Below are 26,915 nucleotides of genomic sequence, written 5' to 3'. Positions count from 1 at the left end.
AAAGTCCGGCCCGCTGCCCCTGTACATCTTGACGGGAATTGGTGCGCCTGTTTGAGAACGGGATCGAGACATTTGCTGCATGGGAGATGGGCAAGCGGTGGGCAAACAGTGAAGCGCGTTCTTCGAATGCTTGCCGCTGTGATTGTGGCGTCCGGCCTGGCCGGGTGCACCAGCATTTCCTACTACGCGCAGTCGGTGGAGGGCCACGTGCAGATCATGGCCGCGCGGAAAAATGTCGGAAGGCTCATCCGTGATCCCTCGACGCCCGAGGCATTGCGCGCCAAATTGACGTCGGCCAGCGCCATACGCCGCTTTGCCACGGAAGAACTGGCGCTGCCCGACAACAGCAGCTATCGCAGCTATGTCGACATCGGCCGGGCCGATGTGACCCTTGCCGTTTTTGCCGCGCCGCGATTCTCGCTTACGCCGATAACATGGTGCTTTCCGGTCTTCGGCTGCGTTCCGTACCGGGGTTACTTTTCCCGGAAATCAGCAGCTGAAAGCGCCGCCGAACTGCAGCGGCAAGGACTGGACGTTTATGTGTCAGGCGTCACCGCCTACTCCACGCTGGGCTGGTTCAGCGACCCGCTGCTCAGCACCATGCTGCGTCAGGACGACACCTATATCGCCAGCCTTGTCTTTCATGAGCTGGCGCATCAGAAAATCTATGTGAACAACGACTCCGCGTTCAACGAGGCTTTCGCGGTCTCCGTCGAAACCAGCGGTGTGAGGAGATGGCTCCGAGCTGCCGGCGATCGCGCCGGGTTGCGCCGCTACGAAACGAACCGCAAGCGCCAGGCGGATTTTCTCGGACTGATCGCGAAAACGCGGGATGAGTTGCGGCAGGTCTATGGAAGTCCCCGCGCCCCTGAGCAGATGGCGGCTGCCAAGGCAGCCACGATCGACAGGCTGCGGATGCGCTACCGACAGATGCGCGACAAAAGCTGGGCCGGATACCGGGGATACGATGCCTGGTTCGATGCCCCGATCAACAATGCAAAGCTCGCCGCGACTGCCGTCTACGGTGAACAGGTTCCGGCGTTCCTTCATCTGTTCGATTTGTGTTCCGGCGACTATCCAAGGTTCTACGCTGCTGTCCGCCGGATCGCGGATTTGCACGAACCCTCCCGTGCCGAAGCGCTTAAGGCCGCGAATACCTGCAATTGAATCGAGCAAGCACGGGACCTAGCGGTCGCTCGTCGACAGTGGCGATCCGATATCCGCGTCGAGTGCGAAACGCTCGCAGCGCTCGCCATCGGACTCATCGATGAAGCTCTCGATATGCCTGAAGCCGAGCTTCGCCAATATCCGCAGCGACGCGAAATTGCGCGCCGCCGCCTCGGCCGTCACCTGTTCAAGCGCCAGGGTTTCAAAGGCGTAGCGCAGGACTTCGCGCGCCGCCTCGCTGCCCAGCCCGTGCCCCCAATGCGCGCGTGCCAGCACAAATCCCAATGCGGCTGCCTTGGCATCGGTTGCGCCGAAGGTCAGGGTTATCGTCCCGATCGCGTCCGATACTCCCGTCTGGTCCATCGACCACTGGATCGCCTTGCCGTCGGCGAACCGCTGACGCGAGCGGGCCAACCATCGCTCGCCCGCGCTTATGTCGCCGGGAATGGGATCACCGGCGAGGGAGGCGGATTCGACATCCGTCGCGCGCGCAAACCATGCCGGGACATCCCTTTCGCTGGGCGCCCGAAGCACGAGCCTTGGTGTCATGAGTTTGGGAAATCGGACTGCTTCCATGGGGGCATTTTCGACCCGAGGCGGCGCCAATGCAACGGCGCGGGCAGGCCGCGACCGGCATGGTGGCGAAAGCGTCCCGTTCCTTATGGGACTTCGCAGAGTTCCAGCGGCAATCCATCCGGGTCGCTGAAGAAGGTAAACCGTTGATCTGTATATGGGTCGATGCGGATTGGCTCAACGGCGACGCCGGCGGCTTCCAGGCGCATGATTACGGGATCGAGATTGGCCACGGCAAATGCCAGATGCCTCAGGCCCGTCGCCTCTGGATAGGACGGCCTCGTCACTGGGGCGGGGAAGGAGAACAATTCCAGCTGGACGGACCCGATCCGCAGATCGGCCTTCCATGACTGTCGCTCCTCCCGATAGACCTCCCGGATCAGATCGAGGCCGAGGAGTTCGACGTAGAACCGTCGCGACCGGTCGTAGTCGGTGCAGATGAGCGCGACGTGGTGAATGGCGTTCAGCATGTCGTGAACTCTAGCGAAGCTTGGAATCGAGGCCAAGGTCACCAGCGGGCACGAAGCACTTTGTTTATGTCGCCGTTCAAAGATACAGTACGGCAGCTTCCAGGCTTGGCGGGGATCGGCGGACGGCGACCATGCGGCGCATTGCCGACCGGCAGATCTTGGGCCGTCAACTTTCCTCGCGCGCCGCGAAATTAGTAGCATTTCACGCTGGTTTCACGACACGTATGGAATACGGTCCAAGGGACGGGGAGAACCGGAATGAACGCTCATCGCGGCACGACTACCGCCGGGCTGGCCGTGTCGGGCGGTGTTCAAGGCATCGCCGGCGCTGTCGATCCGCGTCAGGTGCAGTTTCGCAACTTCGGCAATGCTGCCGGCGCGGACGAAGCCAAGCTCTATCATGGCCTGGAGACGCCTTGGGCCACTCAGTGCCTGTTTGCCAAGCTGCTGCGCAGGATGAGTATGGCATCCGCCGGAGGTGGCAACAAAACCAACGAGCGGATTCCGGCAGGATACACCTATCTTGCCCAGTTCGCCGCACACGACATTATCCGCAATTCCTCGCTCAGTCCCTTGTTGGCGGCCCACGAGGCAGAGCGTCGCAACGAACGCGAGGAGGCACTCCTGCTCGACGTGCTTTACGGCGGAGGACCGTTCTCGAACCCTGGTTTGTATGTCGTGGCCAAGCCTGGTGAAGTGGTCAGGTCGCTCATGCGTACCGGGCCGATGGCACCGCCGTCACCGAACGCCATGGCGATTCCCGCGGGCGCCTGTCCCTTTGCCATACGCGACTTGCCACGCTTTCAACAGGCCGATCTGAGCGATGGAGTCGAAAGGGGTCGGACGGATGTCCTGGTCGCAGACCAGCGTAGCGACGACAACGCCAACATTGCGCAAATGACGGCGCTTTTCCTGCACCTGCACAATGCCGTGGCCGGTGCGCTGAGCAGCAGCGGAATACCCAAAAAGGACGTCGAACTGCCGGCAGGCGCGTATCTTTTCGACCGGACACGCCGCGTCACGACGGCGATTTACCGGAATGTGCTGCAAAATGATTTGCTGCCGCGCCTCATCGCCAAGCCGATATGGGACCTCTACAACGCGAACGGGTTCAGACCACTGGTCGACATGCCGCAAGGCATCCCGATTGAGTTTTCCCACGCGGCATACCGCTTGGGCCATTCCATGGTCAGGCTTTCCTATGTCTTCAATGACCAGCATCCGGAAGGCGAAGGGCTGGAGAACGTGTTGCTCAACCGCTCCTCGTCACGCCCGCATAGATTCCCTGTCTCCGAACACTGGATCGCCGATTGGTCGCATTTCTTCCAGATCGCCGGCTCGACGCCGCAGTTCAGTCGGCGTATCGGACCAACGGTCAACGAAGTGCTGCTGAGTGCCTACAGCATGCCGATCCTGTGCGTCGGCCCCGATTCAAAGCCACTTGACCCCGCCACAGCGGGGCTGTTGAGCGAAGCAGACAGAGCTGCACTACCCGATCCGAATGCGTCGGGACTTTTGTTCAGCGATCTGGTCCGAGGAACCATTGGTGGCCTGCTCAGGCTCGATGCCTTGATCGAACAATTGCCTCAGGCCGCTCTCGCGACCGCGCCGTTACTCGGCGATGCCGGGAAACGGCACCAGGCTATTCGATCCTGGCTTCAAGGATCGACCGTTGCCTTCACCGCGGCCGAGGCGACTGAGCTGGCAGAAAATCCGCCTTTGCTGTTCTGGCTGTTGTTGGAGGCCGCGATCGAACAGGACGGGCTGTGTTTCGGTACCATCGGATCGGTGATTGTAGGGGATGTCTTCATGGCAAGATTCGCGGCCTCGCGCGCCATGATCGAAGACGACCCAATTACGCAGGACCTCGTCGCCAGGCTGTTTCCCACCGGCATCCCGCGAACAATGGCCGACCTGATCCTTTTCGTCGCCAGCGCGCTCAATCTGGGCGATGCCTGGCCCCGGTTTATCACCCCGCCTACAACTCCTGGAGCTTGAACATGGCTGACCCCGTCGACAATTTGGACGCCTTTCCCGAACCGATCCGAACCCTTAACTTCGAGGCGACCGGCCGCAAGGTGGTGCAATGGGCACAGGATCCCAGCACGCGTCCGCGCGACTTGGCCGAGTTCAAGGCCCAACTCGATGGACTCGTCGTCGTGCCGGACCGCTATAAGGAAATCCAGATCGTTCAGGGATACGACCACGTCTTCTTCCTGCGGTTACCGCCCAACAATCAAGTGACGCAATCGCAAAAGAAGCTCCAGACCGAACAAGGCGGCATGGCCGACTATGGTATTCCGGAATTCTATTTCGATGCGATTCTCGAAACGGTGCCGTTCAACCGCGACAGTTTCTTCTACTCACGCATCGCGGACTACACCATTCGGGGCTGCCGATAGAACGGGCTCTGGTAAAGGTATCTGGCTGACGACAATGCCGGCCCCGGCTAGCCCTCGGCGCAGCGCCTCGAGGGCGTCTGGACTGTAGATCGGAAAGCTGTCCATGAGCCATGTGCCGACGTTGCCCGGCTCCGGTGACTCATCTCCAAACCACGTCGTCTTCAGCTGCGCTAAAAATCGGTCGGCCTCTTCATGCGCGGCTTGCTCATTGCCGAGCAAGGCGAGCGCCGCAGCCTTCCAGCCGCCGATGTACGACACACTATCGGCGGCGCGCTCGGCCGCCTCGACGCAACCGGCATAGTCGCCCAGCAGGAACCGCACGCCCGCCTGATAGCTCCATTGCAGGCGTGAAACGCCGAGTCCGGTCTGCAACGCCAGAGTGGCGATACGCCGCGCGTTCTCGCGATCGTCGCAATAGGCAAGCCCGAGAGAAGCGGAGACCAAGGTCCAGGGATCGTTGCCATTGAGTTCGCAGGCCAGAAGGAAGCTGATGGCCGCCTGCTGCGGAATGCCGTTCATGGCGTAGGACCACGCCAGATGCAGTTGGCTTCGCGAATCGATCGGATCGATCTGGGTCGCCTGCTTGGCAAACGTCAGCGCTTCTGCGTGGCGTTCGCGTCGCCGGCCGATGCCGGGAAAGATCAGATGCCGTGAATTGATGATGCCGGCCAACCCGGCGTAGGCGGCAGCGAACCGCGGTGACTCCGCGATGATTGATCTGAACAGAGCCTCGGCCCTCTCCTCTGACTCCGGGCGCCACTGAAAGATCAGTTCCTGCGCCCTCAGCCAGCGGTCGAACTGCTCCAGCGACAGGTCCGGGATGCTGGCGATCTGAACCAGCCGTTCGGACGACATGCTGACACCCAGCGCGACAGCGATGCGGCGGATGAGCCTCTGCTGGGTCTGGTACCACTGGCTGTTTTCGATGACAAACTGCTCGCTCCAGATGTAGCGCCCCGATGCAAGCTGCTTAAGCGTCATGCTGAGACGCAATGCCGGCCCGTCGATAAATCCGGTGGCCTCGATGCAATAGGCATTCTCGGTGAAGCGGGGAGGATGCCCTTCCCATTCCATTACCGCCCAGTCGCGGAACCGCACCAGCGACGCGACCAGTTCACTGCGGAAGATTTGCACCGCGTTCCGCGCGCGGACGGAACCGCTCACCAATTCGAACTCCCGCACGAACAGCAGCACGCCGGCGGCGGGCTCTTGCAGCCGTTGCGCCTGGGACCCGAATGCCTCGGCGGCAATCGCGGTTACCGCCCCCCTGTCCGTGGCCCCGATCGTACCGAGCTTGATGTCACTGACCAGAGCCTGCGTGGCGGCTGAAGGTTCGCTGTCGAACTCTGTTTCAAGCAGGTCCCAAAGCCCCTTATAGGCCCTCAAGGCCGTTGCTTGGTCGCCCATCCGAGCCGACGCTTCCATGACTGCTCGGCAGCCGATCTCGTTGGTCGGATCGAGATTGAGCAGGGCTTGTCCGGCTCGCTTTAGCGCTGGCCAGTCTGCCGCGGCCTTGGCCATCGCTTCCAGACATGAGATAAATTCGTCCTGAAGGCATTGCCGCTGGACGAGGACCCAGTTGCGAAACGAGGGGTCGATGTCGTCCAGGCCATTGAGAAAGCTTTCTGCGACACGTTGCCTCTCCAGAAGGACGGGCGGAATCCTTCCAGCTTTCAGCTCGTGCCTGATCTCACTCACATCCACTGTGACGAGCGACTGCTTCAGCGTCACGTTGAGCCGGTCTCCGAGGAAGACCCCTTCGACTTCAGCCAGGCAGGTCTTGAGATCGACTACGGTTTGCCTAAGCGAGGCCCTCGCTCGTGCTTCGTCCGATTCACTCCAGAGCAAGCCGCAGATGCGCTCGCGGGTTTCAAAGCCATGAGGGCTCAGTGCAAGATAGGCAAGGACGGCACGCGATTTGCGGTTTCTCACGGCGACGTCTCGCCCAAATTGGCTCAGCGCTACCTTGTCAAGCGTCGTGACACTGATCAGCGGCGCAGTCCTCGTTGGGGAGTTGTGCCCGATCATCGTTGTCCCGCAACTGCCTCCGTCTACATAAGATCGGCGCGGCCGCTCGGGCCGGCCTGGTCAATGAGGGAACGAAGCCGACGCGACTGGAACGGCGACGGAAATGGCTGTAGCCCTGGGACGAAGACTTTGGCGACGGGAATGTCAAACATCGGCGTGGTCAGATCCGCTGCGTATATGCGGTATTGCTTCTTAAGCATTTCGCCAACCAAGGATACGAAATTCAAGTCCCTTTCATCATTTTTGTGCATCAGCACGCCACTGGACAGGTGTGAGACGAGGCCCGTGTCGATTGCGCCAGGGGTCTCGGCGCGCGCCGCCTGCAGGCGGTCGACCTCGTCGAGCCTCTCAACCCCCTGTTCTGCGCGTTTCATTGCCGCCAGATCGAGAGCCAGTTCCATCTGGCACATTTCCAGCAGCGCCGCCCTCAGGGCGTTGCCCGCGTCCAGCCTGCAAGCCAGCCCGACTGCCAGGCCGCGACCATCCGCGTCGAAGGATAGCGCCGCGATTACAGGCGCGGGAAACTCACCCGATATGTCGAGAAACTGGGTGCATCTGCCGAGCTTCTCCTGCCTTATCCGCGCAAGCAGATCGAGCACGCCCGCGCCAGCAAGCGCTTCCAGTCCGATCAACCGGCCGCCGCGCCTGCTGCGCCACCAGGCGGCAACCGCATCGCGCTCGATTGCTTCCAGCAGCGCCGAGGTCAGGGCAGCCTCGTGGGTTATCCCTGCGGCGCATCCGCAACTGGTTACCCAGGCGCTTCGGTTTGCGCCGCGAATGAAAAGTGTCTCGGGCAGATAGCCCTGCCGACCGTCGTCCAGCCGGCGCACGGGCACCCATCGGTCACTTTCACCGAAACCGGATTGCACCTGGAAATCGTCGAGGTGTTCAGCCAGCCGAATGTCCTGCCAATGACTTACACCATCTACTGGCGTGCCGTGCGTCGTCCCGTGCGGCACTTGCCATTCGCTATGATATTCGATGCCCTCGCCGATGCAGGCCTCGAATGCGCGCCCCGGGGTGAGGCCGACACCGCTGAAGCTCGCCGAAGTGGGTGAGGCCGAATCTCTCCAACTGCGATGTACCTGCGCACCAAAAAAGTGCAGCCCCGGTGCGTGGCGGGCGTGCAAGCGGAACAGATTGCCAAAATTCGCTGCGGCCAACAGTAGTCCTTGTCGGTTGTTGACCACTACCGGGTCGGGATCTGTGTCGCGGGAGCCAAAGTACCCAAGTGAGGTGAGCAACCCGCGTGCCATTGCAGCCTGGTCAGGTGCCAAATCTTGCGGCTTTGAACAAAATCGCGCTGCCAGTTCAAACGCATTCGCGGCGGTCAATTCACCATCCTCGCTGTTGAAGAAAGCCTTCTCACTCCTGGCTGCCACTTTCGCCTCACGATTTTGATCGGGTCAACAAGCGTCGCAGGCAAGGCAAAGCGATCTCTGAAAAACGCGAGCGCCGAAGATGGCGGTCATCTCACGCTGATTTCACGCTAGCTGGTCTAATGGTTGTTTCCGAGACGTCATCTCGACTGCCCCGGAGCTGAACGACCCGCACCGGACGAGACGATGGAAAATCGGCGCCAATTCATTTCCTCCCGGGAGCGGCGCCGCGGGGCCATGACCGGATGGGGCCGGTCTGTGCCTCGCGGCCCACTGGGAAGGGCGAAGCGGCTTCTTCGACACAAGGCCCATTCCGGGTTTCCTCCCGGGAGCGGCGCCGCGGGGCCATGACCGGATGGGGCCGGCCTGTGCCTCGCGGCCCACTCGGAAGGGCGAAGCGGCTTCGTCGACACAAGGCCATCCTCGGATCAGAAATTCGACAAGACAGGAGATCAAAAATGGCAGCGCATGGCACCCCGCCCCGTGGCATTGATGCGACACGATCGCCGTTGTTCGAAGGCCGCTTCGGCCGCATGTTCCGAAATCTGGCACCCGCAACGTTCGGGGCAAACGACGATGACAACCGTCGCAACCTCAAGGCGCTCGGCGCCGCCATGTCTGCTGATATTGACGAGCCGAAAGATGGGCTCGACGCCGAGGAAAGCGGGATTCCTGCCCTCTATACCTATTTTGGCCAGTTCGTTGATCACGACATCACCTTCGATCCCGTCAGCACCTTGCGTAAATCGCTGGATCCCGATGGGCTGGTGGATTTCCGCACGCCGAGCTTTAATCTGGATAATGTCTATGGCCGGGGTCCCGCCGACCAGCCTTACATGTATACGAAAGAAGGCCGCTTCCGCCACGGCGATGCAATGACAGGAGCCGGTGGCCAGCCCGGACACGATCTGCCGCGCTTCGCCGGACGCGCAATCATCGGCGACCCCCGCAACGATGAAAACAGTCTGGTTTCGCAACTGCAAGGGCTGATGCTCAACGTGCACAACCGGATGGTCGATGACAATCCGGGCGTGGATTTTGAAGCGGTCCAGCAGCTCGTCCGCTTCCACTACCAGTATGTTGTCGTGAATGACTTCCTCGCCAGGATCGTTTCGCAACCGATCCTTGACGCACTCAAGACGGACGGCCGCTTCGATCAAAAGCGATTGCGGTACTATCACTGGCGCAACCTGCCGTTCATGCCAGTCGAGTTTTCGGTCGCCGCCTACAGGCTTGGCCATTCGATGGTAAGGCCCGGTTATCGGCTGAACGACGACAAGCTGCTGCCGATCTTCCCACGCGCCGGCAAGCCGCATGAGGAGGCGCTTACCGGCTTCCAGACGATGAAGCCGGGTCGCGCCCTGGACTGGGGTCGATTTATCGACATTGACAAGCGCGCAGGGGGATCGGATCCCGAGACTGGAGATCCTGCCAACGTGCGTCGGCTGCAATTTGCCTACAGGATCGACACATCCCTCGTCGGTTTCCTGCACGATCTGCCGAAAGCTGTGGCGGGTGACCCGCCGGCCTCCCTCGGCGAGCGCAATCTCTTGCGGGGCTGGCTCCTCGGCCTGCCGTCCGGCCAGAGCGTCGCACGTGCCATGGCCATCGAGCCCCTGGCCGATGCGGACATCATAATCGGCAAGGCTGTGGACGCTCCCGAGGATGGTGATGTCGTAGGCCCGATCATCGATGCCGTCACAGCCAAGGGTGGCGACGGCAAGGCCTTCGCCGACAACTGCCCACTTTGGACCTATGTCCTTGCCGAAGCGGCAACACACAAGACCAACATGGCTATCCCGATTACAGGCGGCGGCACACGTTCCACGCCGCAGCTTGGACCGGTGGGCGGCCGGATTGTGGCGGAGGTCTTCCTCGGATTGCTGTTTGGCGACGGCAGGTCTTACCTGTCGCTCGATCCTTTGTGGAAGCCTGTGAGCGGGGCAGGCTTCAGACTGAAGGACCTGGTCTCCTACGGGCTCGGCATGGGGCCGCCGCTTCACTACCGGTGACAACCAGTCCTTGGCAGCGGGTGAAGTCAGGGGACGACCGGATATGTCGTGACAATCTTCGACAATTCGGCGGGGGCGAAGCAGGGCGGAGATTCTTGAGATGTCCGCCCCTGCCGGCGCCTGACAAAGGTGTGCCCGGCTTTCCAGTTTGGCGGAGGTTTAGCGTTAGTCGAATTTGGTCAATCACTACTCGAAGGGGATATGGGCAATGGGACTCTTTGATGAATATAAAGAGGGATATGAGCGCAACTGGGAGAGGCTGGAAATCCGATCCAACCGAGCCAGCGTCGTCAAAAAGGAAGCCAAGCGCATTCTGGATGGCAAGACGATTTATGCTCAGATCGAAAGCCGGACGGGTGTTCCATGGTGGTTTGTCGGCCTCTGTCACTACCGTGAGTCTTCGCTGAATTTCGGCACTTATCTCGGCAATGGCCAGCCTCTTGGCCAACGTACCACCATTGTTCCGAAGGGCCGTGGGCCATTCACCGGGCCGAACGCTTTTGTCGACGGAGCGTTGGACGCTTTGCGGCTGGAGGGCTTTGTAGGCGCCAGCGATTGGGGGATTGCGCGAACTCTGTTCAGGCTCGAGGGGTTCAATGGTTTTGGCTACCACGGAAAAGGTGTGAATTCTCCGTACCTTTACGGTGGCTCCACCTTGTACGGGCCGCCCGAGGCGCGAGCCGGCAAGTATGTCAAAGACCATGTTTTCGACCCCAATTTTGCGGATACGCAGCTCGGGACGGCAGTGATCTTGAAGGCTCTCCTCAGCCTTGACCCAACAATCAGCATCGGTTCAAACGGCGGTTCGCCGGGCTTGGAACCAGACGATGAGATGGCAAAGGATGTCGTCTGGCTTCAGCATTCATTGAACGCTCTGGGGGCAGACCCGCAATTGGTAGAAGACGGGCGGAGCGGACCTTTGACCAGGACAGCTCTGTCGCGCTTTCAACAACAAAACGGACTGGACGATACGGGGTTAGCAGATCCTCTTACGATTGCGGCGATCGACCGGCAGCTGCAGCCCAGCCCGGATGGCGCCGCAAGTGATATTCGCGAGAAGCTCGAATCTTTGCAGGCCGCTATTCGCGCCTTGACCGATAGATCGGACAAGGTGCCTTCACCTGTCCATGTAAATACGGTTGGCGTGAACAGCGACCTCGCGGGCATTGTCAGTGCGTTGGGAGGTGCAGTTCAGCGCGTGGCGAACACCGTCCCGCCAGTCAATCAGGGCGGTAGTCAGCAAGATCGCTTGCGAAGGGCGATCGACCTGGTCTCGGCCATCTTGCTCCCTGGCCAAGCCAAGGATGCGCCGCTAGGCCCAGTGAATGGTGCGCTCGGTCAGACGATCGGGAATCTGCTCGACGGAAAGAAATCGGCGATTGGTATTGGCGGGGCGATCATTACGCAGCTGCTTTCCAAATTGGCGACTTCGCCTGGCGTGTCGGGTGATCTGACCGCGGTAGGCACTGCACTGTCCAATATCACGCCAGCCATGGGGTTAAGCCCTTTCGCAATGCCGTTATTTCTTGGCCTTGCGGCGTGGGGCTTCTTGGGAAAGCTTGAAAAGTGGAACCAGGGAACGCCTGCAATCCCACTAGATTGACCTGCATGAACGGGTCGCCCTACTCAAGTGGCCCGGCTGAGTGTTCCCCATGGCGGTTGCGTGTCGGCTGGCCCGGCCGCGCTAGGGCCAGAAGCCGCATTGAGCCATGGGGCTTCCAAGAACACCCAGCTTTCGTACTCGCGTCCTCACGGTGGATGGCACAGCAATGGGCAATCCAGACATGACGAAAGCCAAGAGGTTTGCTGTGGATCAAGCTGCTACCGCGAATGACCAACCAGGCCTTTACAATTGGTTGGGTGCCAAGACGAGGAGTTTCGTTCGTTGGTGGCGAAGGTTTGATGGTTTTGTGAACCAGCCGTTGCCAACGGGCAGAGCGTGGTATTGGAGCTGGATTGCGCCCGATGGCTACGCCTGGTTCGTCCCGGTCCTGTCTCTCATGTTAATCGTCGTTATCGCGCTGGGCTGCCCGACATTCCACTTTACGTTGGCCACGATCGGACTGTTGATATTCGGGCTTTCACTGTTGCTGGCGCTACATATCGGAGCGTGGTTGCAACCATGGGTCCAGCGATACCTTCTCGCTGGGCAGCTTGCGATCCCGGGTGTCTTGATCGCCCCAATGCTTCTCTTCACCCAACCTGAGACCTACGACGATCATTCAGGATCACTACGCCTGCACATTGGTGTCGCGATTGTCATCATCTTGGCGATCGCACTCGGCATGGCCTGGTGTGTAGCCGTGCGATTGTTCAATCCCCAAGGACGAAGTGAACTTGCGCAGGCGCTTCCCGCAGTCGACCTGTTTCCACCGACGAATCGCTACGACTTCATGGGTACCAGCCCTTTCGCAGCGCTGGTTTCCGCCTTGCTCATTGTGCCCGTCCGCTACCCGGTCGAGCTGCTTTTGCCTGGATCGCTATTGGTGCTCTTTGTACCGGATCGATTTCTTTGGTGGGTGTTTGCAATTGTCGGCGTTCTCTGCTGGGCAGTGCTCTTCCTCGGCGTGCTCTTCGAAAGATTGATGGAAGTTCTTAAAACTATCGGTCGTCTCTTCTTCATAGGCCCGCAACTTGCCATAAGCTTGCTGGTGATTGTCGTTGCCCTGGCGCGCTTGGGTGACGTGCACTACATCACTTATCTGTTCAACGCAGGCAGCACCGGATACGGCAATACCAAGATCATGGGCTACCTCGCTTTTTTCTATTTGGCGGCGTGGTACTACGCGTTCTGGTGCGATCAATTCGCGGCGCGGAGAATTCTCCATCTACTTGGTGGCAGTGTTGCCGCTGGGCCTCCCTTTGAGCTGCGATACGACTACATCGGTAACCAGCCTACCAGCCCCATCAAGCCGAACGGTCGCCTGGTAGCGCTGCATGGGGCGGGACGATTGAAAATTCAGGGCGAGTATAAGAAGGGATACGAAGCCCAGGGGGCAGCCTTACAGTTCCAGACTCCATCGGAACTGCTGTCCACTTTTCGCCGGCAGATCGAACAGATGCCGGCATCAAAGAGCGTATTCCCCGACCCACTGCCGAGCTTGCGCGACTTTCAACGTTCCGCACTGGTCTTTCCGGTAATCACAAGCACCTTGGCCTTCATTTTGATAGCCGGGCCGTCTTGGGTCTCGTTCTTCCACGCGGCTCAGCCTGCCGAACTGGAAATCCATTCGATGGCGCCCAAGAACCTCGACCCCGCCAGCTTTTTGCGGTCTGAGACCGGGCAAACAGGCGCTTGCCCGCCCTTAGGCCCGAGCGATGCCAGAATTGCCATTGCCGCTTCTGGCGGTGGCACTCGCGCCGCCATCTACACGGCATCAGTCCTTCACGGGCTCGCACAACAAGGCAAGATCTGTAACGTCGTCCTCGTCAGTGGTGTATCCGGTGGCAGTGCCGCTCTAGCCTACTTTGCCTTGCATGAGCGCGAACTGCGGCGACCCGGTGATCCAGACAATGACGCTTGGGGGAATTTTTCGAAGGTCATGGCGGATCCCTTCATCGAGGACGTTCTCGAAAGAGCCGGTGATCTGCGGACAACCTTTGGACGGCGAAGCTGGCAGCCGGCTGTGTGCGGTGAAAATCCCCTGAAAGATGAGCACGTGGACGGATGGATCCCGGCGCGAACCCGTTTGGGCAATATCCTTGCAGAGTCGTTCGTCTGCAACATGGGTGCGGGAGTGATGGGATCGCCGCCTTTCGGCTTGATGTTCAACACGTCGTTGCTGGGTTCGTTTGAAGCCAAGCCAACAACCTGTACTGATGACAATCTTTCATTTCCAGAACTCGCCGCGAAATGTCCAAAACTGCTTGACGGCAGCGTTGCGGGCGGGCGGCTGGTGCTGACGAACCTCAAGGCGCCCAACCAGGGGGCGGCGGCGAATGAACCGGCCGTGATGAAAGTCGTCCCTATCGATGACGTAAACCTTTCAATCGCCCGCGCCGCCGCCCTCAGTTCGAATTTTCCGCCCGTTTTCTCCGACGCAGCCATCGATGTATTGCCGGATGGAACAGACTCTGTCCGACAGCGCTATTGGGTGACGGACGGCGGCGCGGTTGAAAACCGCGGTACAATGACGCTTTACCTTTTTGTTCGAGACGCCCTGAAATCGTTGGACAAGTCCGTGCCTCTGGCACCGCTTCACATCGTCATTGCCGACGTATCTGCTTCGGCTGGAGGCTATACTGAGAGCTTTGGCTTCAATTCGGTGCTGCAAGCGGGTGGGCAACTCGGCTTGGGAATGGAAGGTGAAGTGTTCTCCGACATACACGACATCTATTGCGAGCACCGATCGATCGCTACCCGGCATGAGCTCGATATGCCTCGGGTGTTGCGCGACGGCATCGGCACGCACTGGCTGCTGCCGGGATCACTCACCTTCACGGAGCCGACGCAGGGATCGGTGACGCTATATTCGGCTGACCTCAAGAAGCTTGTCGTTGCTTTGTTCAGCAGGGACATTCCAAAGTTCGATGACCAGAAGGACGCGAGTAGGGTTTTTGACTGGGCGAAAGATCCCGCGTTAGAGCACCCTACTTTGGAGTCGAGATGGAACGAGCTTCTTGCCGTGATCTCAAACACCAAGGCGACTTCCAATGACTGTGTCGATCGGAGCAAAGGCGGTGCCGCCTTCGTCCAGTGATGTCAGCTGGGGTGCCGTTGGAGGCACGAACGCGCACATTTGTCGTTGAACGAATCGTAGCGAGGGAAGCGATTCCCGCAGCTATTCCTCGTTCCGCTTCTGCGCGATCAGATCCAGCCGTTCGCGGTCGGAGCGTTCGCGCTCGTCGCGGTTGCGCACCTCCTTGTAGGCGCGCTCGACCATGTTGGTGCGGGCATTTGCCGTGGCGATGAGGCCGGCCTCCTGCCTGGCGCGTTCCAGGCTCTTCTCCTGGCGCACCACCGCCTGGGCGATGCGGCGGTGATAGAGATCGGGGAACAGGCCGGAGAGGGAATTGTCCTGGTCGAAATGGCCGATCAATTCCCTGGCCTCGGTCTCCGCCGCGTTTGCCGCGGCGAGAAAGGTGGCGTGGCGGGTCTCGTGCAGCGCCTTCAGTTGCTCCTGCACCTTGACCAGTTTCCGCAGACGGTCCTTGCGCGTGCTCATCTCACCTCGCCAAAGTCAGGTCGACGAAGCCGTCGACGAACAGCGACAGCATGGTGCCGATGGCGAAATAGAAGATGATCATGCCGCCGGCGATGACGAAGGGCTGGGAAATGAAATAGATCGGGATCTGCGGGGTCAGCTTGTTGACGAAGCCGATCGTCAGATTGACCAGAATGGCATAGGCGACAAACGGGCTGCCGAGGCGGATGACCAGGAAGAAGGTGTCCGATACGGTGTCGGTGATGTCGACCAGCGCCGCCTGCGGGTTGAAGAAGACGTTGACCGGCGCGACCGTGTAGGACGCCACCAAAGCGCGGACGATTTCGTGGTCGAAGTCGAAGACGAACAGCATCAACAGCGCCGAGAACGAGATGATGGCGGCAAGGGCGGCCTGCGGTTCCGGTTCCTCGATCGCCGGCCCGCCCGAGCCGCCATAGCCGATCAGCATGGCGATGGCCGAGCCCATGAAGCGCAGCGCTTCCATGTAGAGCCTGGTCATGGCGCCGATAAGCCCGCCGACCAGGAGTTCCGAGATGATCATCGGCACCAGGATCTGCGGGCGCGGATCGACGAAAGGAATGATGCGGTCCCACAGGAAGGCAAGCAGGCCACCGGTGGCGGCGACCGCCACGAACAGCCTGACCTGCACCGGCACGCGGGCGCTGGACAGGCCCGGCATCAGCATGAAGCAGGCGCCGATGCGGCAGAAGGCGAGGAACGCTGCGATGACGACGCTCTGCGAGAGAAGGCTCACGATATGGTCCCGAGCACCCTGATCTCGACGCCCTTGGCGATTTCGACATGGGAGAGCACCGGCAGCGTGGTGAACAACCGCTCGATGATCATGCGCACATAGGGGCGGGCGTCCGGCGCTGTGACGAGAACGAAGCGCTCGCCGGCCTCGAGGAATTTCTTGATCGCCTTGGTGGCGTCCTGGCCGAATTCCTCGAGCTGACGCGGATCGATGTCGAACTCGCGCACCTCGCCCTTGGCGTCGCGCTTGAGGCTCTGGTGGAAGGCGAGATCCCAGCGGTTGCCGAGCCGCAGCACCTTGAGCACGCCGCCTTCCGAGAGGTCGCCGCAGATCTGCTGGGCCATGCGGATGCGGACATGCTCGACGATCTGCTCGGTGCGGCGCACATGCGGCGCGATCTCGGCGATGGCCTCGATGATCAGATGCAGATTGCGGATCGAGACGCGTTCGGCGAGCAGCAGCTTCAGCACCGCCTGCAGGCCGGGATAGGAGATGTGCGTGGTGCAGATCTCGTCGGCCAGCTTGCGGTATTCCTGGTCCTGGCGCTCGAGCAGCGCCTTCATGTCCTTGTAGGACAGGAGCTGCGGAAGGTTGTTGCGGATGACTTCCGAGAGATGGGTGAGCAGCACCGACATGTTGTCGGCGAAGGTGTAGTTCTCGCGTTTCAAATCCTCGGCGAAGGTTTCCATGACGGAATAGGCACGCATTCCGAAGGCCGGCTCGCGGATCTCTTCACCGGGGATTTCGGGTACTTCGCGGCTGCCGAGCAGAACCATGATCTCACCGACGCGCATCGAATATTCGGCGACCACCGTGCCATGCACCTTGATCTGATAGCTCTTCGGCGGGATGGCGAAATCGTCGGCAACGCGCACTTCCGGCACGACGAAGCCGTATTGCTGGGCGAACTTCTTGCGCATCTTGGCCATGCGGAAGACCAGCTCCTGATGTGACACCAGCAGCCGGGTCGACAGCTGCTTGCCGATCAGCAGTTCGATCTCGGCGGTGGCGAGCGAGGCCTTGACCGAGTTCTTCTCTTCCTCGGCCTTGGTCGCCTTTTCCTGGGTCTTCAGCGCCTCGGCCTCGGCGAGGACGCGGTTGGCGCGCATCGGGATGACGTAGCCGAGGCCAGCCATGCCGCCGGCCAGTGCGAAGAAGGGGAACAGCGGCAGGCCGGGCATCAGGCCGAGCAGCACCAGCAGCGCCGCCGCCACGTAAAGCGCGCGCGGATGGGCGCCGAGCTGGCCGAACACGGCCTGGTTGGTCGAGCCGCGGGTGCCGCCCTTGGAAACCAGCAGGCCGGCGGCGAGCGAAACGATCAGCGCCGGGATCTGGGTGACGAGACCATCGCCGACCGACAGCTTGATGAACACATCGGCGGCCTCGCCCATGCCCATGCCGTGCCTGATGTAGCCGATGGCGATACCGCCGACGATGTTGATGGCGGTGATGATGAGGCCGGCGATGGCGTCGCCCCGTACGAATTTCGAGGCGCCGTCCATCGAGCCGAAGAAAGAGCTTTCTTCTTCCAGTTCGCGGCGGCGCAACTGCGCGGTCTTGTCGTCGATCATGCCGGCGGAAAGGTCGGCGTCGATCGACATCTGCTTGCCGGGGATGGCGTCGAGGGTGAAGCGGGCGCCGACTTCGGCGATACGCGTGGCGCCCTTGGTGATGACGATGAAGTTCACCACAATCAGGATCATGAAGACGATGAGGCCGATGACGAAGTCGCTGGCCATCACCAGCTTGGAGAAGCCGGCAATGACATAGCCTGCGGCGTGCGTGCCCTCATTGCCATGCGACAGGATCATGCGCGTGGTGGCAATGTTGAGGGATAGCCGCAGCATCGTGGCGATGAGCAGCACGGTCGGGAACGAGGAGAAGTCGAGCGGCCGCTGGATCCACAGCGCCACCATCAGGATCAGCACCGAAAGCGCGATCGAGAAGGCGAGGCCGATGTCGATAAGGAAGGCCGGGATCGGCAGGAACAGCACGGCCAGGATGATGACGATGCCGAGCGCGAAGAAGATGTCGCGGCCGTTCTTGGCCACCGCGCCGGGCTGGATGCTTTCGCTGATCGCCATATAAGTCCTCGAACCATAGACTGCCGCGCATGGGACAGCCCGGCGAGGGTAGCTGGCCAAGCTTGCGCGAGGGTGGGAGAGTGGCCAGCTCGACGATCCCGCAAGGAGGAAGACCCATGCTTCTCATCATCGGCACGATCCGCTTGCCTGCAGGAAAGCTGGAGGAGGCAAGGCCGGCGATGGAGCGCATGATCTCGGGCAGCCGCGCCGAGGATGGTTGCCTCGAATATTCCTACGCGCGGGATGTGCTCGATGCGGGGCTGATCCGGGTTACCGAGGTGTGGCGCGACAGGGCGGCGTTCGATGCGCATTTCCGCTCGCCGCACATCGCCGAATGGCGCGCGAGCTGGCCGGCGCTTGGCATTGGCGAGCGCAACCTTGTGCTCTACGAGGCCGGTGAGCCCATGCCCACCTGATCGGCTGGTCAGCAACCGGCAATAATCAGGACTCGGCTGTTGCGGCCATGGCGACGCCGACCAGCCAGCGCCGGACGGTGCGTTCTTCCGCTTCCGACAACCCCTGCGTCAGCTCGCTCTCGATCGCCCGCACGCGCCGGCGGCAGGCGCGCAGCAGTGCGCGACCGCTGTCGCTGAGATCGATGTGCTGGATGCGGCCGTGAACGGCATGTGGCTTGCGCACCAGCGCGCCGGCCCGTTCGAGATTGGCGACGATGACGCTGAGCGTTTGCGGGGTGAGCAGCGCCAGCCGGGCCAGATCGGCATTGGAGAGGCCGGGATAGGCCGCAAGCATGGTCAGCGTGGCAAATTGCGGCTGCGTCACGCCGAGATCTCCTAGCGCCCGGTCCATTCTGAGCCGATGCGCGCCGGCGGCTTGCCGAAGCAGGTAGCCGAGATAGCCTTCCTCGCCGCGTTTGCCTTCGCCGGGGGCGGGTATCGATGCGTGCGGATTCGGCTTGTGCATAATGTAAGAGCTCTTATATATTGTTCGTGCACTGATATTAAGACAATGCGGAGTCCCTGACGATGGGTCATCGAATCTTTCTTGCCGGCGCCTCCGGCGCCATCGGCCAGCGACTGATTCCGCAACTTCTGGCCGCCGGTCATCAGGTAACGGGCACCACGCGCAATGCGGACAAGGCCGCGACATTGCGCGCCCTCGGAGTCGGGCCGGCGGTCGTGGACGTCTTCGATGCCGAGGCGCTGTCGCGCGCGATGCTCGCCGCCCAGCCCGACATCGTCGTCCATCAGCAGACCGACCTGCCGCCAGGGCTGGATCCGAGCCGGATGGGCGAGGCGGTCGTGCGCAATGCCCGCATCCGCGACGAAGGCACGCGCAATCTGGTCGCGGCCGCCGTCGCGTCCGGTGTCCGGCGCATGGTGGCGCAAAGCATCGCCTGGGCCTATGCGCCGGGCTCGGAGGCGCATGGCGAAGCCGACCCTCTGGATGGTGGCGCGAGTGGCAATCGCGGCATCAGCGTCAGTGGCGTCATCGCCTTGGAAAAGGCCGTTCTCAGCGCGCCATTCGCCGGCGTCGTGCTGCGATATGGCCAGCTCTATGGGCCGATACGGCCGCCGGCGCATCGCCGGTGCATGTCGATGCCGCCGCCTGTGCCGCGCTGCTCGCGCTCGACAAGGGGGCGCCCGGCGTCTTCAACGTGGCGGAACCCAACCGGGCGGTCTCGACGCAAAAGGCGGTCGAGGAGCTGGGTTGGCGAGCGGACTTCCGTTTGCCTGCCTGAATTCGGAGACGTCGATATGATCGGCAATCAAGCTCGCTTGCGCACCGGCCAATCTCTTATCGCCTAGCAGGCGTTGACCTGCCTGCAGGACCAACCTCCGCTATCGGTATCGTGGCAATCTTCATAGCTGCCGTAACACGTTTCGTTGAATTACGGTACCAAGGATAACCGCCAGGACAGCAGACATCCTGCTGTGCGGTCCGAAGAAATTCTTCTGCGGGCCGGCTCCGTTTTCCGTATTGCCTCCCGCAAAAGGAGACATGGGGTATGAAATACTCAACTTAACTGGCATGTCTATGTCTGAATGGCTCATTGCAGACGAGCTCAAAAAAATCGTGCAAGCAGCCAATGAAAACAATCCCCGCGCAATCATGTTCTCCTCCTGGAGGGAAATAGAGACGGGCCAAAATACCACTTTTAAGGCCCTGCGTCGATTTCGCAGGCGAGGGGGAGGAGGGCCTTTGCCGCGAATCCGGTGTCCGATTTCAGATGCCCAATTCACTTATGCCTTTTTGGCTCCGGGTTGATCAAAGGAAGCCTCCAAACTGTTCGAAAGCGATCCTGGCATTCGGGGAGCCGGCATCGCGGTTGCCATGCGGTATCCCTAGGCGTATCAGCCTTCCACGTCCCTTTTGATATCGGCGAGCCGCCCGGTGCTTTCCAGAAACCAGCCACAAGTCTACGCCCGCCGGCTGCGTGCGGTGCTTCTGAGGTCAATTCCGCTGCTCGAGGCGCGCGGCATCGCAGTGGTCATGCTGGCGGGCGCCGTCGGCGTCATGGCGGGTATACTGGTCACCGCGATGAGCCAGATCGTGCAGGATCTGCACGGGTTGTTGTTCGGCGTTCAGCCCGGCGGCCGGCTTTCGGGCATGTTCTCGCTCGCCAATCCGATGCAGGCGCTGATCCCGCCGGTCGGCGGCGCCCTGCTCGGCCTGACGGTGATATGGCTGCGGCTGCGGAAATTCCGCACACCCGTCGACCCGATCGAGGCCAACGCGCTCTATGGCGGTCGCATGTCGCTGACCGACACCTTCATCATCGCCGGCCAGACGATGATCTCCAGCGGCTTCGGCGCTTCGGTCGGCCTGGAAGCCGGCTACACGCAGGTCGGCTCCGGTCTGGCGTCGCGGCTGGCGCGCATCTTCAGGCTGCGCCGCAATGATGTCCGCATCCTCGTCGGCTGCGGTGCGGCCGGGGCCATCGCCGCCGCCTTCGACGCGCCGCTGACCGGGGCCTTCTATGGCTTCGAACTGGTCATCGGCATCTACTCGGTCGCCAATGTCGCGCCGGTCATGACGGCCGCGATCTCGGCCTCGCTGACCGCGGAAATGTTCGGCGGCGTGCCGTTTCCGCTGGAGCTTTCTGGGCTGCCGCAACTGACCCCCAGCCAGTATGTGCCGTTCCTGCTGCTCGGGCTGCTGGGCGGCGCGGCCTCGATCGCCATCATGCAGCTGGTGACGCTGATCGAGCGCGGTTTCAACAGGCTGTCGGTCGATGCCTCGCTGCGTCCCGTCGTCGGCGGTGTCATCGTCGGCCTGCTGGGGCTGATCACGCCGCAGGTCCTGTCCAGCGGCCATGGCGCGCTGCACCGCGAATTCGCGATGAACTATGGGCTGACCGTGGTGGCCAGCGTCTTCGTGCTGAAATTGGCGGCGTCAGCCATCTCGCTGGGCTCGGGCTTTCGCGGCGGCCTGTTCTTCGCCTCGCTGTTCCTCGGTGCGCTGCTTGGCAAGGCATTCGCCGGTGTGATGGCGCTGGTCTCGCCGGCGACCGGCATCGACCCTTCGGTTGCCGCCGTCGTCGGCATGACCTCGCTTGCCGTCGGTGTCGTCGGCGGTCCGCTGACGATGACCTTCCTGGCGCTGGAATCGACCCGCGACCTGACGCTCACCGGCGTCGTGCTGGCCGCCTCGATCATGGCGGCGATCCTGGTGCGCGAAACCTTCGGCTATTCGTTCTCGACATGGCGCTTCCATCTGCGCGGCGAGACGATCCGCAGCGCCCACGATGTCGGCTGGATGCGCAGCCTGACCGTCGGCTCGATGATGCGCAAGGACATCAAGACCATCGATGCCGCGACGACGCTGGCCGACTTCCGCAAGCAGATCCCGCTGGGTTCGGCGCAACGCGTCATCGCCGTCGACCCGGGCGACCAGTATGTCGGCGTGCTGATCGTGGCCGAACTGCACAGCGATCCCGCCGGCGGCGAGGCGCCGGTGCGCGATCTCGCGCAGTACAAGGATGCCGTCCTGGTGCCCAGCATGAACGTGCAGGCCGCCGCCGAGACGTTTCAGCGCGCCGGCGCCGAGGAACTGGCCGTCGTCGAGGATTTCACCGACCACATCGTGCTCGGTCTGCTGACCGAGGGCCATCTGATGCGGCGCTATGCCGAGGAACTCGAAAAGGCGCGCCGGGACCTGTCGGGCGAAGGATAAGGCTTCCCCCTACGCGCCCCCTTTGTCAATCGGCGGCGCGGCTTGCTCACGTGACCCTTCCGACTTGCAGCCTGGCCCAGCGACTGGCCCTGTTCTGGCGCCCATACATGGCTTGTCAGTTGTACAGTGGTACTGTACATCTTGTTAAGTGCGGTGAGGAGACGGCATGAGCAAGGGGTCGGACAAGGCTTCGTCGAAAACGGGCGAGACACCGGTCGCGACGCACGCCCACCAAGTGCTGGGCATGCGCCTCAAAAGCCTTCGCCTCGCCCGCAGGCTGTCCCTGCGCGAGCTTGCGGAAGCAACCGGGACGAGCGCCAGTTTCATCAGCCAGCTCGAACGCGGCCTGACAGGGGCCAGCACCGCCTCGCTCAACCAGATGGCCTCGGCGCTCGGCGTCAGCGTCGCCATGCTGTTCGAGGAAAGCACGGCGCAAAACCATGGCGTTCTGAGACGAAGCGAGCGGCCGAGCCTGCCGCCCAGCGACGGCTGCCGCAAGATGCTGCTGTCGCGCCCGCCGCTGAGCGACATGGAGGTCTATGTCGGGGAATTCGACATTGGCGGCTCGACCGGGCCCGATCGCTACACCCATGGCGACGCGCACGAGATGCTCGTCGTGCTGCGCGGGGTCGTCGAGGTCTCGCTCGGCGACGCCCGTCACGTCCTCGAGGAGGGCGACAGCATCGAATACACGACCTCGACGCCGCATCGCTCGGAGAACATCGGCAGCGGCCGAGCCGAAGTGATGTGGATCATCGCCCCGCCGACCTCGGTGCGCGCCGAGCTCGATCAATACACGGCCTGGAAACCGCTCGCGGCCAGGTAGCTCCAATCCAATGCGGGCATCAATGGGAGAATGACAATCATGCAGAAAACGAAAGCTTTGTATCTCAGCGCCGTGATGGCGCTTGGCGTGCTGGCAACCGCAGCGTTCGCGCAGGAGAAGCCGGTGGCGGGCGAAGTCAAGGAGGGGTCGCTGAAGGGCAAGACCCTGACGTTCGTCTCCTATGGCGGCATCTACCAGGATGGCCAGGCCGTGGCGCTGAAGGAGTTCGTCGACAAGTCCGGCGTCAAGCTGCTCAATGACGGTCCGACCGAGATCGCCAAGCTGCAGGCGCAGGTCGAGTCCGGCAATGTCACCTGGGATGTTGTCGATACCGACGACCTGCCGCCTTACGTCTATTGCGGCAAGCTGTTCCAGAAGCTGGATCTGACGAAGCTCGACGTCTCGAAAATCCCGGAAGGCCAGGTTGGCGAATGCTCGGTGCCGGCGATGAACTATGGCGTCGTGCTGATGTACAACAAGGAGAAGTACAAGGATAACCCGCCCAAGAGCTGGGCCGACTTCTTCGATACGGCAAAGTTCCCGGGCGTGCGCGGAATCGACGGCTCCGGCAGCCCGACGGGCGGCTTGCTGGAACAGGCGTTCAAGGTTGCCGGCGGCGATCCGAAGGCGATGACGGTGGCCGATATCGACAAGGCCATCGATGTGGTCCGCAAGCTCGGCCCCGATACCATCTTCTGGAAGACGGGCGCTGAATCGCAGCAACTCGCCGAATCCGGCGAGGCCGACATGCTGATGATGTGGACGGGCCGCGCCATGACCGCGGTCAAGAACGGCGCCAAATACGCGCCGGCCTGGCAGGATTGGCTGGTGGTGATGGACCAGATGACGATTCCGGTCGGCGTCAAGGATACGGATGCATCCTATGCGCTGCTCAATGCCTATCTCGGCAAGCACGCACAGGAGGTCCTGGCGGAGCAGACCTCCTACACGCCGATCAACAGCGATGCCCAGCCCAAGGTCGACGCTTCCGTCTCCGCCTTCCTGACCAACACGCCGGAACGCCAGAAGCAGGGCTACAAGCAGAACTTCAAGTTCTGGGTTCCGAACTTCGCGGTGGCGCAGGAGAAGTGGTCGGCGCTGATGGCCGGCAACTGACCGGCTGACGGAGGCAAAGCCCGTGAGCGCGCTCGAACCGACAACGCCTTCCGTCGCGAAACGGGGTTGGGTATCGCGGCCGTTCGCGCTCACGCTGCCGGCGCTGATCCTGCTGGCAGCCGTCATCGGCTATCCGCTGCTCACCATCATGGTGCGCAGCCTCTCGGAACCGCAATGGGGCGTGCAGAATTACCTCTGGTTCTTCGGCGCGCCCGTCAATCTCACGGTGCTCCAGCGCACCTTTGTCATCTCGGCGTGGGTTACGGTCGTCTGTGTGGTCTGCGCATATCCCTATGCCTATCTGATGACCGCCGTCGGGCCGCGCGTGCGGCTTGTCCTGGTGCTTTGCGTACTGATCCCGTTCTGGGTGAGCGGGGTCGTACGCACGCTCTCATGGGTGATTCTGCTGCAGGATTCAGGTGTCATCAATTCGCTGCTGCGCGCGGCCGGGTTCGATGGCATCCGTCTGATCCGCACCCAGACCGGCGTGGTCATCGGCATGGCGCAGGTGCTGCTGCCCTTCATGATCCTGCCGCTCTACTCGGTGATGAAAGGTATCGACCTCAGGCTGATGCGGGCGGCGCAAAGCCTGGGCGCCCGGCCTTCGCGCGCGTTCTTCACGGTGTACCTGCCGCTGTCGCTGCCGGGCGTCTATGCCGGCGCGATCATCGTCTTCATCCTGGCGCTGGGCTTCTACATCACGCCGGCACTGCTCGGCGGCCCGCGCTCGACCATGCTGTCGACCCTGGTGCAGACCCAGGTGCTGAGCCTTTTGCAATGGGGCCGCGGCGGTGCCATGGGCGTGGTGCTTTTGGTCACCACCTTCGTGCTCCTGGCGCTGGCGGCCCCGGTGATGCGCTCTCGCTATCGGGAAGCGGGGCGGCGCTGATGGAAATGAAGCCGCTCACACGCGTCATCCTCGGCCTCGTCTGCCTGCTGGTGGCGATATGGCTTGTCGCGCCGACGCTGGTCGTGGTGCCGATGTCGTTCAACGAGAACAAGTCGCTCGCCTTCCCGCCGCAGGGCTTCTCCTGGCAATGGTACCAGAACTTCGTCACCAATCCGGACTGGATGTCGAGCTTCCTGAACTCGGTGAAGGTCGCCTCGATCGTGGCGGTGCTGGCGACAGTGCTCGGCACGCTTGCCGCCTTCGGCCTCGACCGCATGAAAGCGCGGCCGGCCAACCTCCTGCGCATGCTCATGCTGACGCCCATGGTGGTCCCCGGCGTTGTGCTGGCCATCGGAATCTACGCGGTCTATCTCGACGCCCATCTCGTCGGCACGCTGACCGGCTTTGTGCTGGCCCACACCATCCTTGCGCTTCCCTTCGTGCTGATCGCGGTCTCGGCCAGCCTCGAAGTGTTCGACAGGCGCCTCGAGACGGCGGCGGCTAGTCTCGGCGCGGGAGCGCTGACCGCGTTCCGCACGGTGACCTTGCCGCTGATCCTGCCCGGCATCCTGTCCGGCCTGCTCTTCGCCTTCGCCACCTCCTTCGACGAGATCGTCGTGTCGCTGTTCATCACCAACCCCTATCTCAAGACCTTGCCCGTGCAGATATTCTCTTCCATCACCCGCGACGCCGACCCGACCGTTGCCGCCGTCGGCACCATCTTGCTTTTCGCCACCACGATCCTGATCGGCGGCGGCATGCTTCTTCTTGGCCGCGAGCGGAAAGGATCCCAATGAAGCCGGGACAGGAGAGCAAGGGCGCGGCGATCGATCTCGAATCGATCAGCAAGGCCTATGGCGGCTTCAAGGCGCTGGACGGCGTGTCGCTACGCATCGAGCCCGGCGAGTTCATGACGCTGCTCGGCCCGAGCGGTTCCGGCAAGACCACGACGCTGAATGTCGTGGCCGGCTTCACCGACCTGAAGAGCGGCAAGCTGCTGGTCGGCGGCAGGAACGTCGTCGGCGTGCCGGCGCACAAGCGCAATATCGGCGTCGTCTTCCAGCACTACGCGCTGTTCCCGCATATGAGCGTCGGCCGCAACGTCGCCTATCCGCTGACGCTGCGTGGCGTCGATCAGGCAGAGCGAAAGGCGCGCGTGGCCAGGGCGCTCGATATGGTCAAGATGGGCGACTTCGCGCATCGCTATCCCAGTGAGCTGTCAGGCGGTCAGCAGCAGCGCGTGGCGCTGGCCCGCGCCATCGTCTTCGATCCGCCACTGTTGCTGATGGACGAGCCGCTCGGCGCGCTCGACAAGAAGCTGCGCGAATGGCTTCAGCTCGAGATCAAGCGCATCCATCGCGAGCTCGGCACGACCTTCGTCTATGTGACGCACGACCAGGAAGAGGCGCTGGTCCTGTCGGACCGCATCGCCGTGTTCAATCGCGGGCGCATCGAGCAGGTCGGCACCGGCCGCGAGCTCTACGATGAGCCGACGACGCTGTTCGTCGGCCGCTTCATCGGCGACTCCACGGTGCTGCGCGGAGAGGCGCGCAGCGACGGCGTGAGCACGGCGCTGCGTATTGCCGGCGAGACGGTGACTGCGCCGCGCCGGATCGCGGGCGAAGCCAGCCCTGTCATGCTGCTGCGCCCCGAAAAGCTCGCCATCCGCCGGCCCGGTCAGGACGCGGCGGGCACCTCCAACCGGCTGCCGGGGACGATCGCGGAAGCCATCTATCTCGGCTCGGGATCGAAATACGAAGTCAGGCTCGCCGACGGCTCCATGGCGATCGTGCGCACACCGCTGACCGGCGACAGTTTCGGCCTTGGCGACAAGGTGGAGCTCTGCTTCGACGGTGCCGACGCCAAGCTTCTGGCCGATGACAGCTCGGCCGATGCGACGCTGACCTGATCCAATC

Annotated in this window: 22 protein-coding genes; 14 read left to right on the top strand and 8 right to left on the bottom strand. The window is 62.1% G+C overall.

Going from position 1 to position 26,915, the window contains the following annotated elements:
* Window positions 1-126: 126 nt before the first annotated feature.
* On the top strand, window positions 127-1,167 hold the full coding sequence (locus tag CK228_RS03875) for an aminopeptidase (protein ID WP_095786966.1): 1,041 nt from the start codon (window positions 127-129) through the stop codon (window positions 1,165-1,167).
* Between the two features lie 18 nt (window positions 1,168-1,185).
* Here CK228_RS03875 and CK228_RS03870 read toward each other — a convergent pair whose 3' ends face one another.
* Both CK228_RS03870 and CK228_RS03865 read right to left on the bottom strand, forming a co-directional pair.
* Window positions 1,186-1,773, bottom strand: coding sequence for a GNAT family N-acetyltransferase (locus CK228_RS03870; RefSeq protein WP_245437964.1), 588 nt, complete (start codon window positions 1,771-1,773; stop codon window positions 1,186-1,188).
* Window positions 1,774-1,826: 53 nt separating this feature from the next.
* Window positions 1,827-2,210, bottom strand: coding sequence for a VOC family protein (locus CK228_RS03865; RefSeq protein WP_095786965.1), 384 nt, complete (start codon window positions 2,208-2,210; stop codon window positions 1,827-1,829).
* A gap of 258 nt (window positions 2,211-2,468) precedes the next feature.
* On the opposite strand from CK228_RS03865, the gene CK228_RS03860 reads away from it, so the two are divergent.
* Both CK228_RS03860 and CK228_RS03855 read left to right on the top strand, forming a co-directional pair.
* Window positions 2,469-4,208: a peroxidase family protein gene (locus CK228_RS03860; RefSeq protein ID WP_095786964.1), complete on the top strand. Its 1,740-nt coding sequence runs from the start codon at window positions 2,469-2,471 to the stop codon at window positions 4,206-4,208.
* Window positions 4,209-4,210: 2 nt separating this feature from the next.
* A complete protein-coding gene (locus CK228_RS03855; protein ID WP_095772636.1) occupies window positions 4,211-4,612 on the top strand; it encodes a hypothetical protein in 402 nt (133 codons plus the stop codon).
* Here CK228_RS03855 and CK228_RS03850 read toward each other — a convergent pair.
* On the bottom strand, window positions 4,574-6,640 hold the full coding sequence (locus CK228_RS03850; protein WP_095786963.1) for a BTAD domain-containing putative transcriptional regulator: 2,067 nt from the start codon (window positions 6,638-6,640) through the stop codon (window positions 4,574-4,576). The genes CK228_RS03855 and CK228_RS03850 overlap by 39 nt on opposite strands.
* A 23-nt stretch (window positions 6,641-6,663) precedes the next feature.
* On the bottom strand, window positions 6,664-8,022 hold the full coding sequence (locus CK228_RS03845; RefSeq protein ID WP_245437963.1) for a YcaO-like family protein: 1,359 nt from the start codon (window positions 8,020-8,022) through the stop codon (window positions 6,664-6,666).
* A 455-nt stretch (window positions 8,023-8,477) separates the two neighbouring features.
* Between CK228_RS03845 and CK228_RS03840 the strand changes: the two genes are divergently transcribed.
* From CK228_RS03840 to CK228_RS03830, 3 genes are all read left to right on the top strand, one after another.
* Window positions 8,478-10,031, top strand: coding sequence for a heme peroxidase family protein (locus CK228_RS03840; protein ID WP_179295802.1), 1,554 nt, complete (start codon window positions 8,478-8,480; stop codon window positions 10,029-10,031).
* Between the two features lie 208 nt (window positions 10,032-10,239).
* Complete coding sequence (locus CK228_RS03835) at window positions 10,240-11,634, top strand: peptidoglycan-binding protein (RefSeq protein WP_095786960.1); 1,395 nt, start codon at window positions 10,240-10,242, stop codon at window positions 11,632-11,634.
* 166 nt (window positions 11,635-11,800) lie between these two features.
* Window positions 11,801-14,731 (top strand): patatin-like phospholipase family protein, encoded by a 2,931-nt coding sequence (locus tag CK228_RS03830; protein WP_245437962.1) that lies wholly within the window; start codon window positions 11,801-11,803, stop codon window positions 14,729-14,731.
* An 81-nt stretch (window positions 14,732-14,812) separates the two neighbouring features.
* Here CK228_RS03830 and CK228_RS03825 read toward each other — a convergent pair whose 3' ends face one another.
* The 3 genes from CK228_RS03825 to flhA are packed head-to-tail and all read right to left on the bottom strand — an operon-like array spanning window position 14,813 to window position 18,034.
* Complete coding sequence (locus CK228_RS03825; RefSeq protein WP_095786959.1) at window positions 14,813-15,196, bottom strand: hypothetical protein; 384 nt, start codon at window positions 15,194-15,196, stop codon at window positions 14,813-14,815.
* A gap of 1 nt (window position 15,197) precedes the next feature.
* A complete protein-coding gene (gene fliR, locus CK228_RS03820) occupies window positions 15,198-15,950 on the bottom strand; it encodes a flagellar biosynthetic protein FliR (RefSeq protein ID WP_095786958.1) in 753 nt (250 codons plus the stop codon).
* Entirely contained in the window at window positions 15,947-18,034 is a 2,088-nt protein-coding gene (gene flhA / locus CK228_RS03815; protein WP_095786957.1) for a flagellar biosynthesis protein FlhA, read from the bottom strand. Before flhA ends, fliR begins: the two co-directional genes overlap by 4 nt.
* Before the next feature lie 116 nt (window positions 18,035-18,150).
* On the opposite strand from flhA, the gene CK228_RS03810 reads away from it, so the two are divergent.
* Entirely contained in the window at window positions 18,151-18,450 is a 300-nt protein-coding gene (locus tag CK228_RS03810) for a putative quinol monooxygenase (protein WP_095786956.1), read from the top strand.
* Between the two features lie 25 nt (window positions 18,451-18,475).
* Here CK228_RS03810 and CK228_RS03805 read toward each other — a convergent pair whose 3' ends face one another.
* Window positions 18,476-18,955, bottom strand: coding sequence for a MarR family transcriptional regulator (locus tag CK228_RS03805; protein ID WP_095786955.1), 480 nt, complete (start codon window positions 18,953-18,955; stop codon window positions 18,476-18,478).
* Between the two features lie 62 nt (window positions 18,956-19,017).
* On the opposite strand from CK228_RS03805, the gene CK228_RS03800 reads away from it, so the two are divergent.
* The 7 genes from CK228_RS03800 (at window position 19,018) to CK228_RS03770 (ending at window position 26,908) form a co-directional block, all read left to right on the top strand.
* Window positions 19,018-19,800, top strand: coding sequence for an NAD(P)-dependent oxidoreductase (locus tag CK228_RS03800; protein ID WP_245437961.1), 783 nt, complete (start codon window positions 19,018-19,020; stop codon window positions 19,798-19,800).
* Window positions 19,801-20,386: 586 nt separating this feature from the next.
* On the top strand, window positions 20,387-22,168 hold the full coding sequence (locus tag CK228_RS03795) for a chloride channel protein (protein WP_095772646.1): 1,782 nt from the start codon (window positions 20,387-20,389) through the stop codon (window positions 22,166-22,168).
* 166 nt (window positions 22,169-22,334) lie between these two features.
* Entirely contained in the window at window positions 22,335-22,994 is a 660-nt protein-coding gene (locus CK228_RS03790) for an XRE family transcriptional regulator (protein WP_142875558.1), read from the top strand.
* Window positions 22,995-23,033: 39 nt separating this feature from the next.
* Complete coding sequence (locus CK228_RS03785; RefSeq protein ID WP_095787127.1) at window positions 23,034-24,110, top strand: PotD/PotF family extracellular solute-binding protein; 1,077 nt, start codon at window positions 23,034-23,036, stop codon at window positions 24,108-24,110.
* A gap of 22 nt (window positions 24,111-24,132) precedes the next feature.
* On the top strand, window positions 24,133-24,999 hold the full coding sequence (locus CK228_RS03780) for an ABC transporter permease (protein ID WP_095786954.1): 867 nt from the start codon (window positions 24,133-24,135) through the stop codon (window positions 24,997-24,999).
* Complete coding sequence (locus tag CK228_RS03775) at window positions 24,999-25,796, top strand: ABC transporter permease (protein ID WP_095772648.1); 798 nt, start codon at window positions 24,999-25,001, stop codon at window positions 25,794-25,796. Before CK228_RS03780 ends, CK228_RS03775 begins: the two co-directional genes overlap by 1 nt.
* Window positions 25,793-26,908, top strand: coding sequence for an ABC transporter ATP-binding protein (locus CK228_RS03770; protein ID WP_095786953.1), 1,116 nt, complete (start codon window positions 25,793-25,795; stop codon window positions 26,906-26,908). Before CK228_RS03775 ends, CK228_RS03770 begins: the two co-directional genes overlap by 4 nt.
* Window positions 26,909-26,915: the final 7 nt, after the last annotated feature.

This window comes from Mesorhizobium sp. WSM4312 (genome assembly GCF_002294875.1).
Lineage (GTDB): Bacteria > Pseudomonadota > Alphaproteobacteria > Rhizobiales > Rhizobiaceae > Mesorhizobium.
The sequence above is the reverse complement of the archived record's forward strand: the minus strand, read 5'-3'. Positions and strand labels throughout refer to the sequence as shown.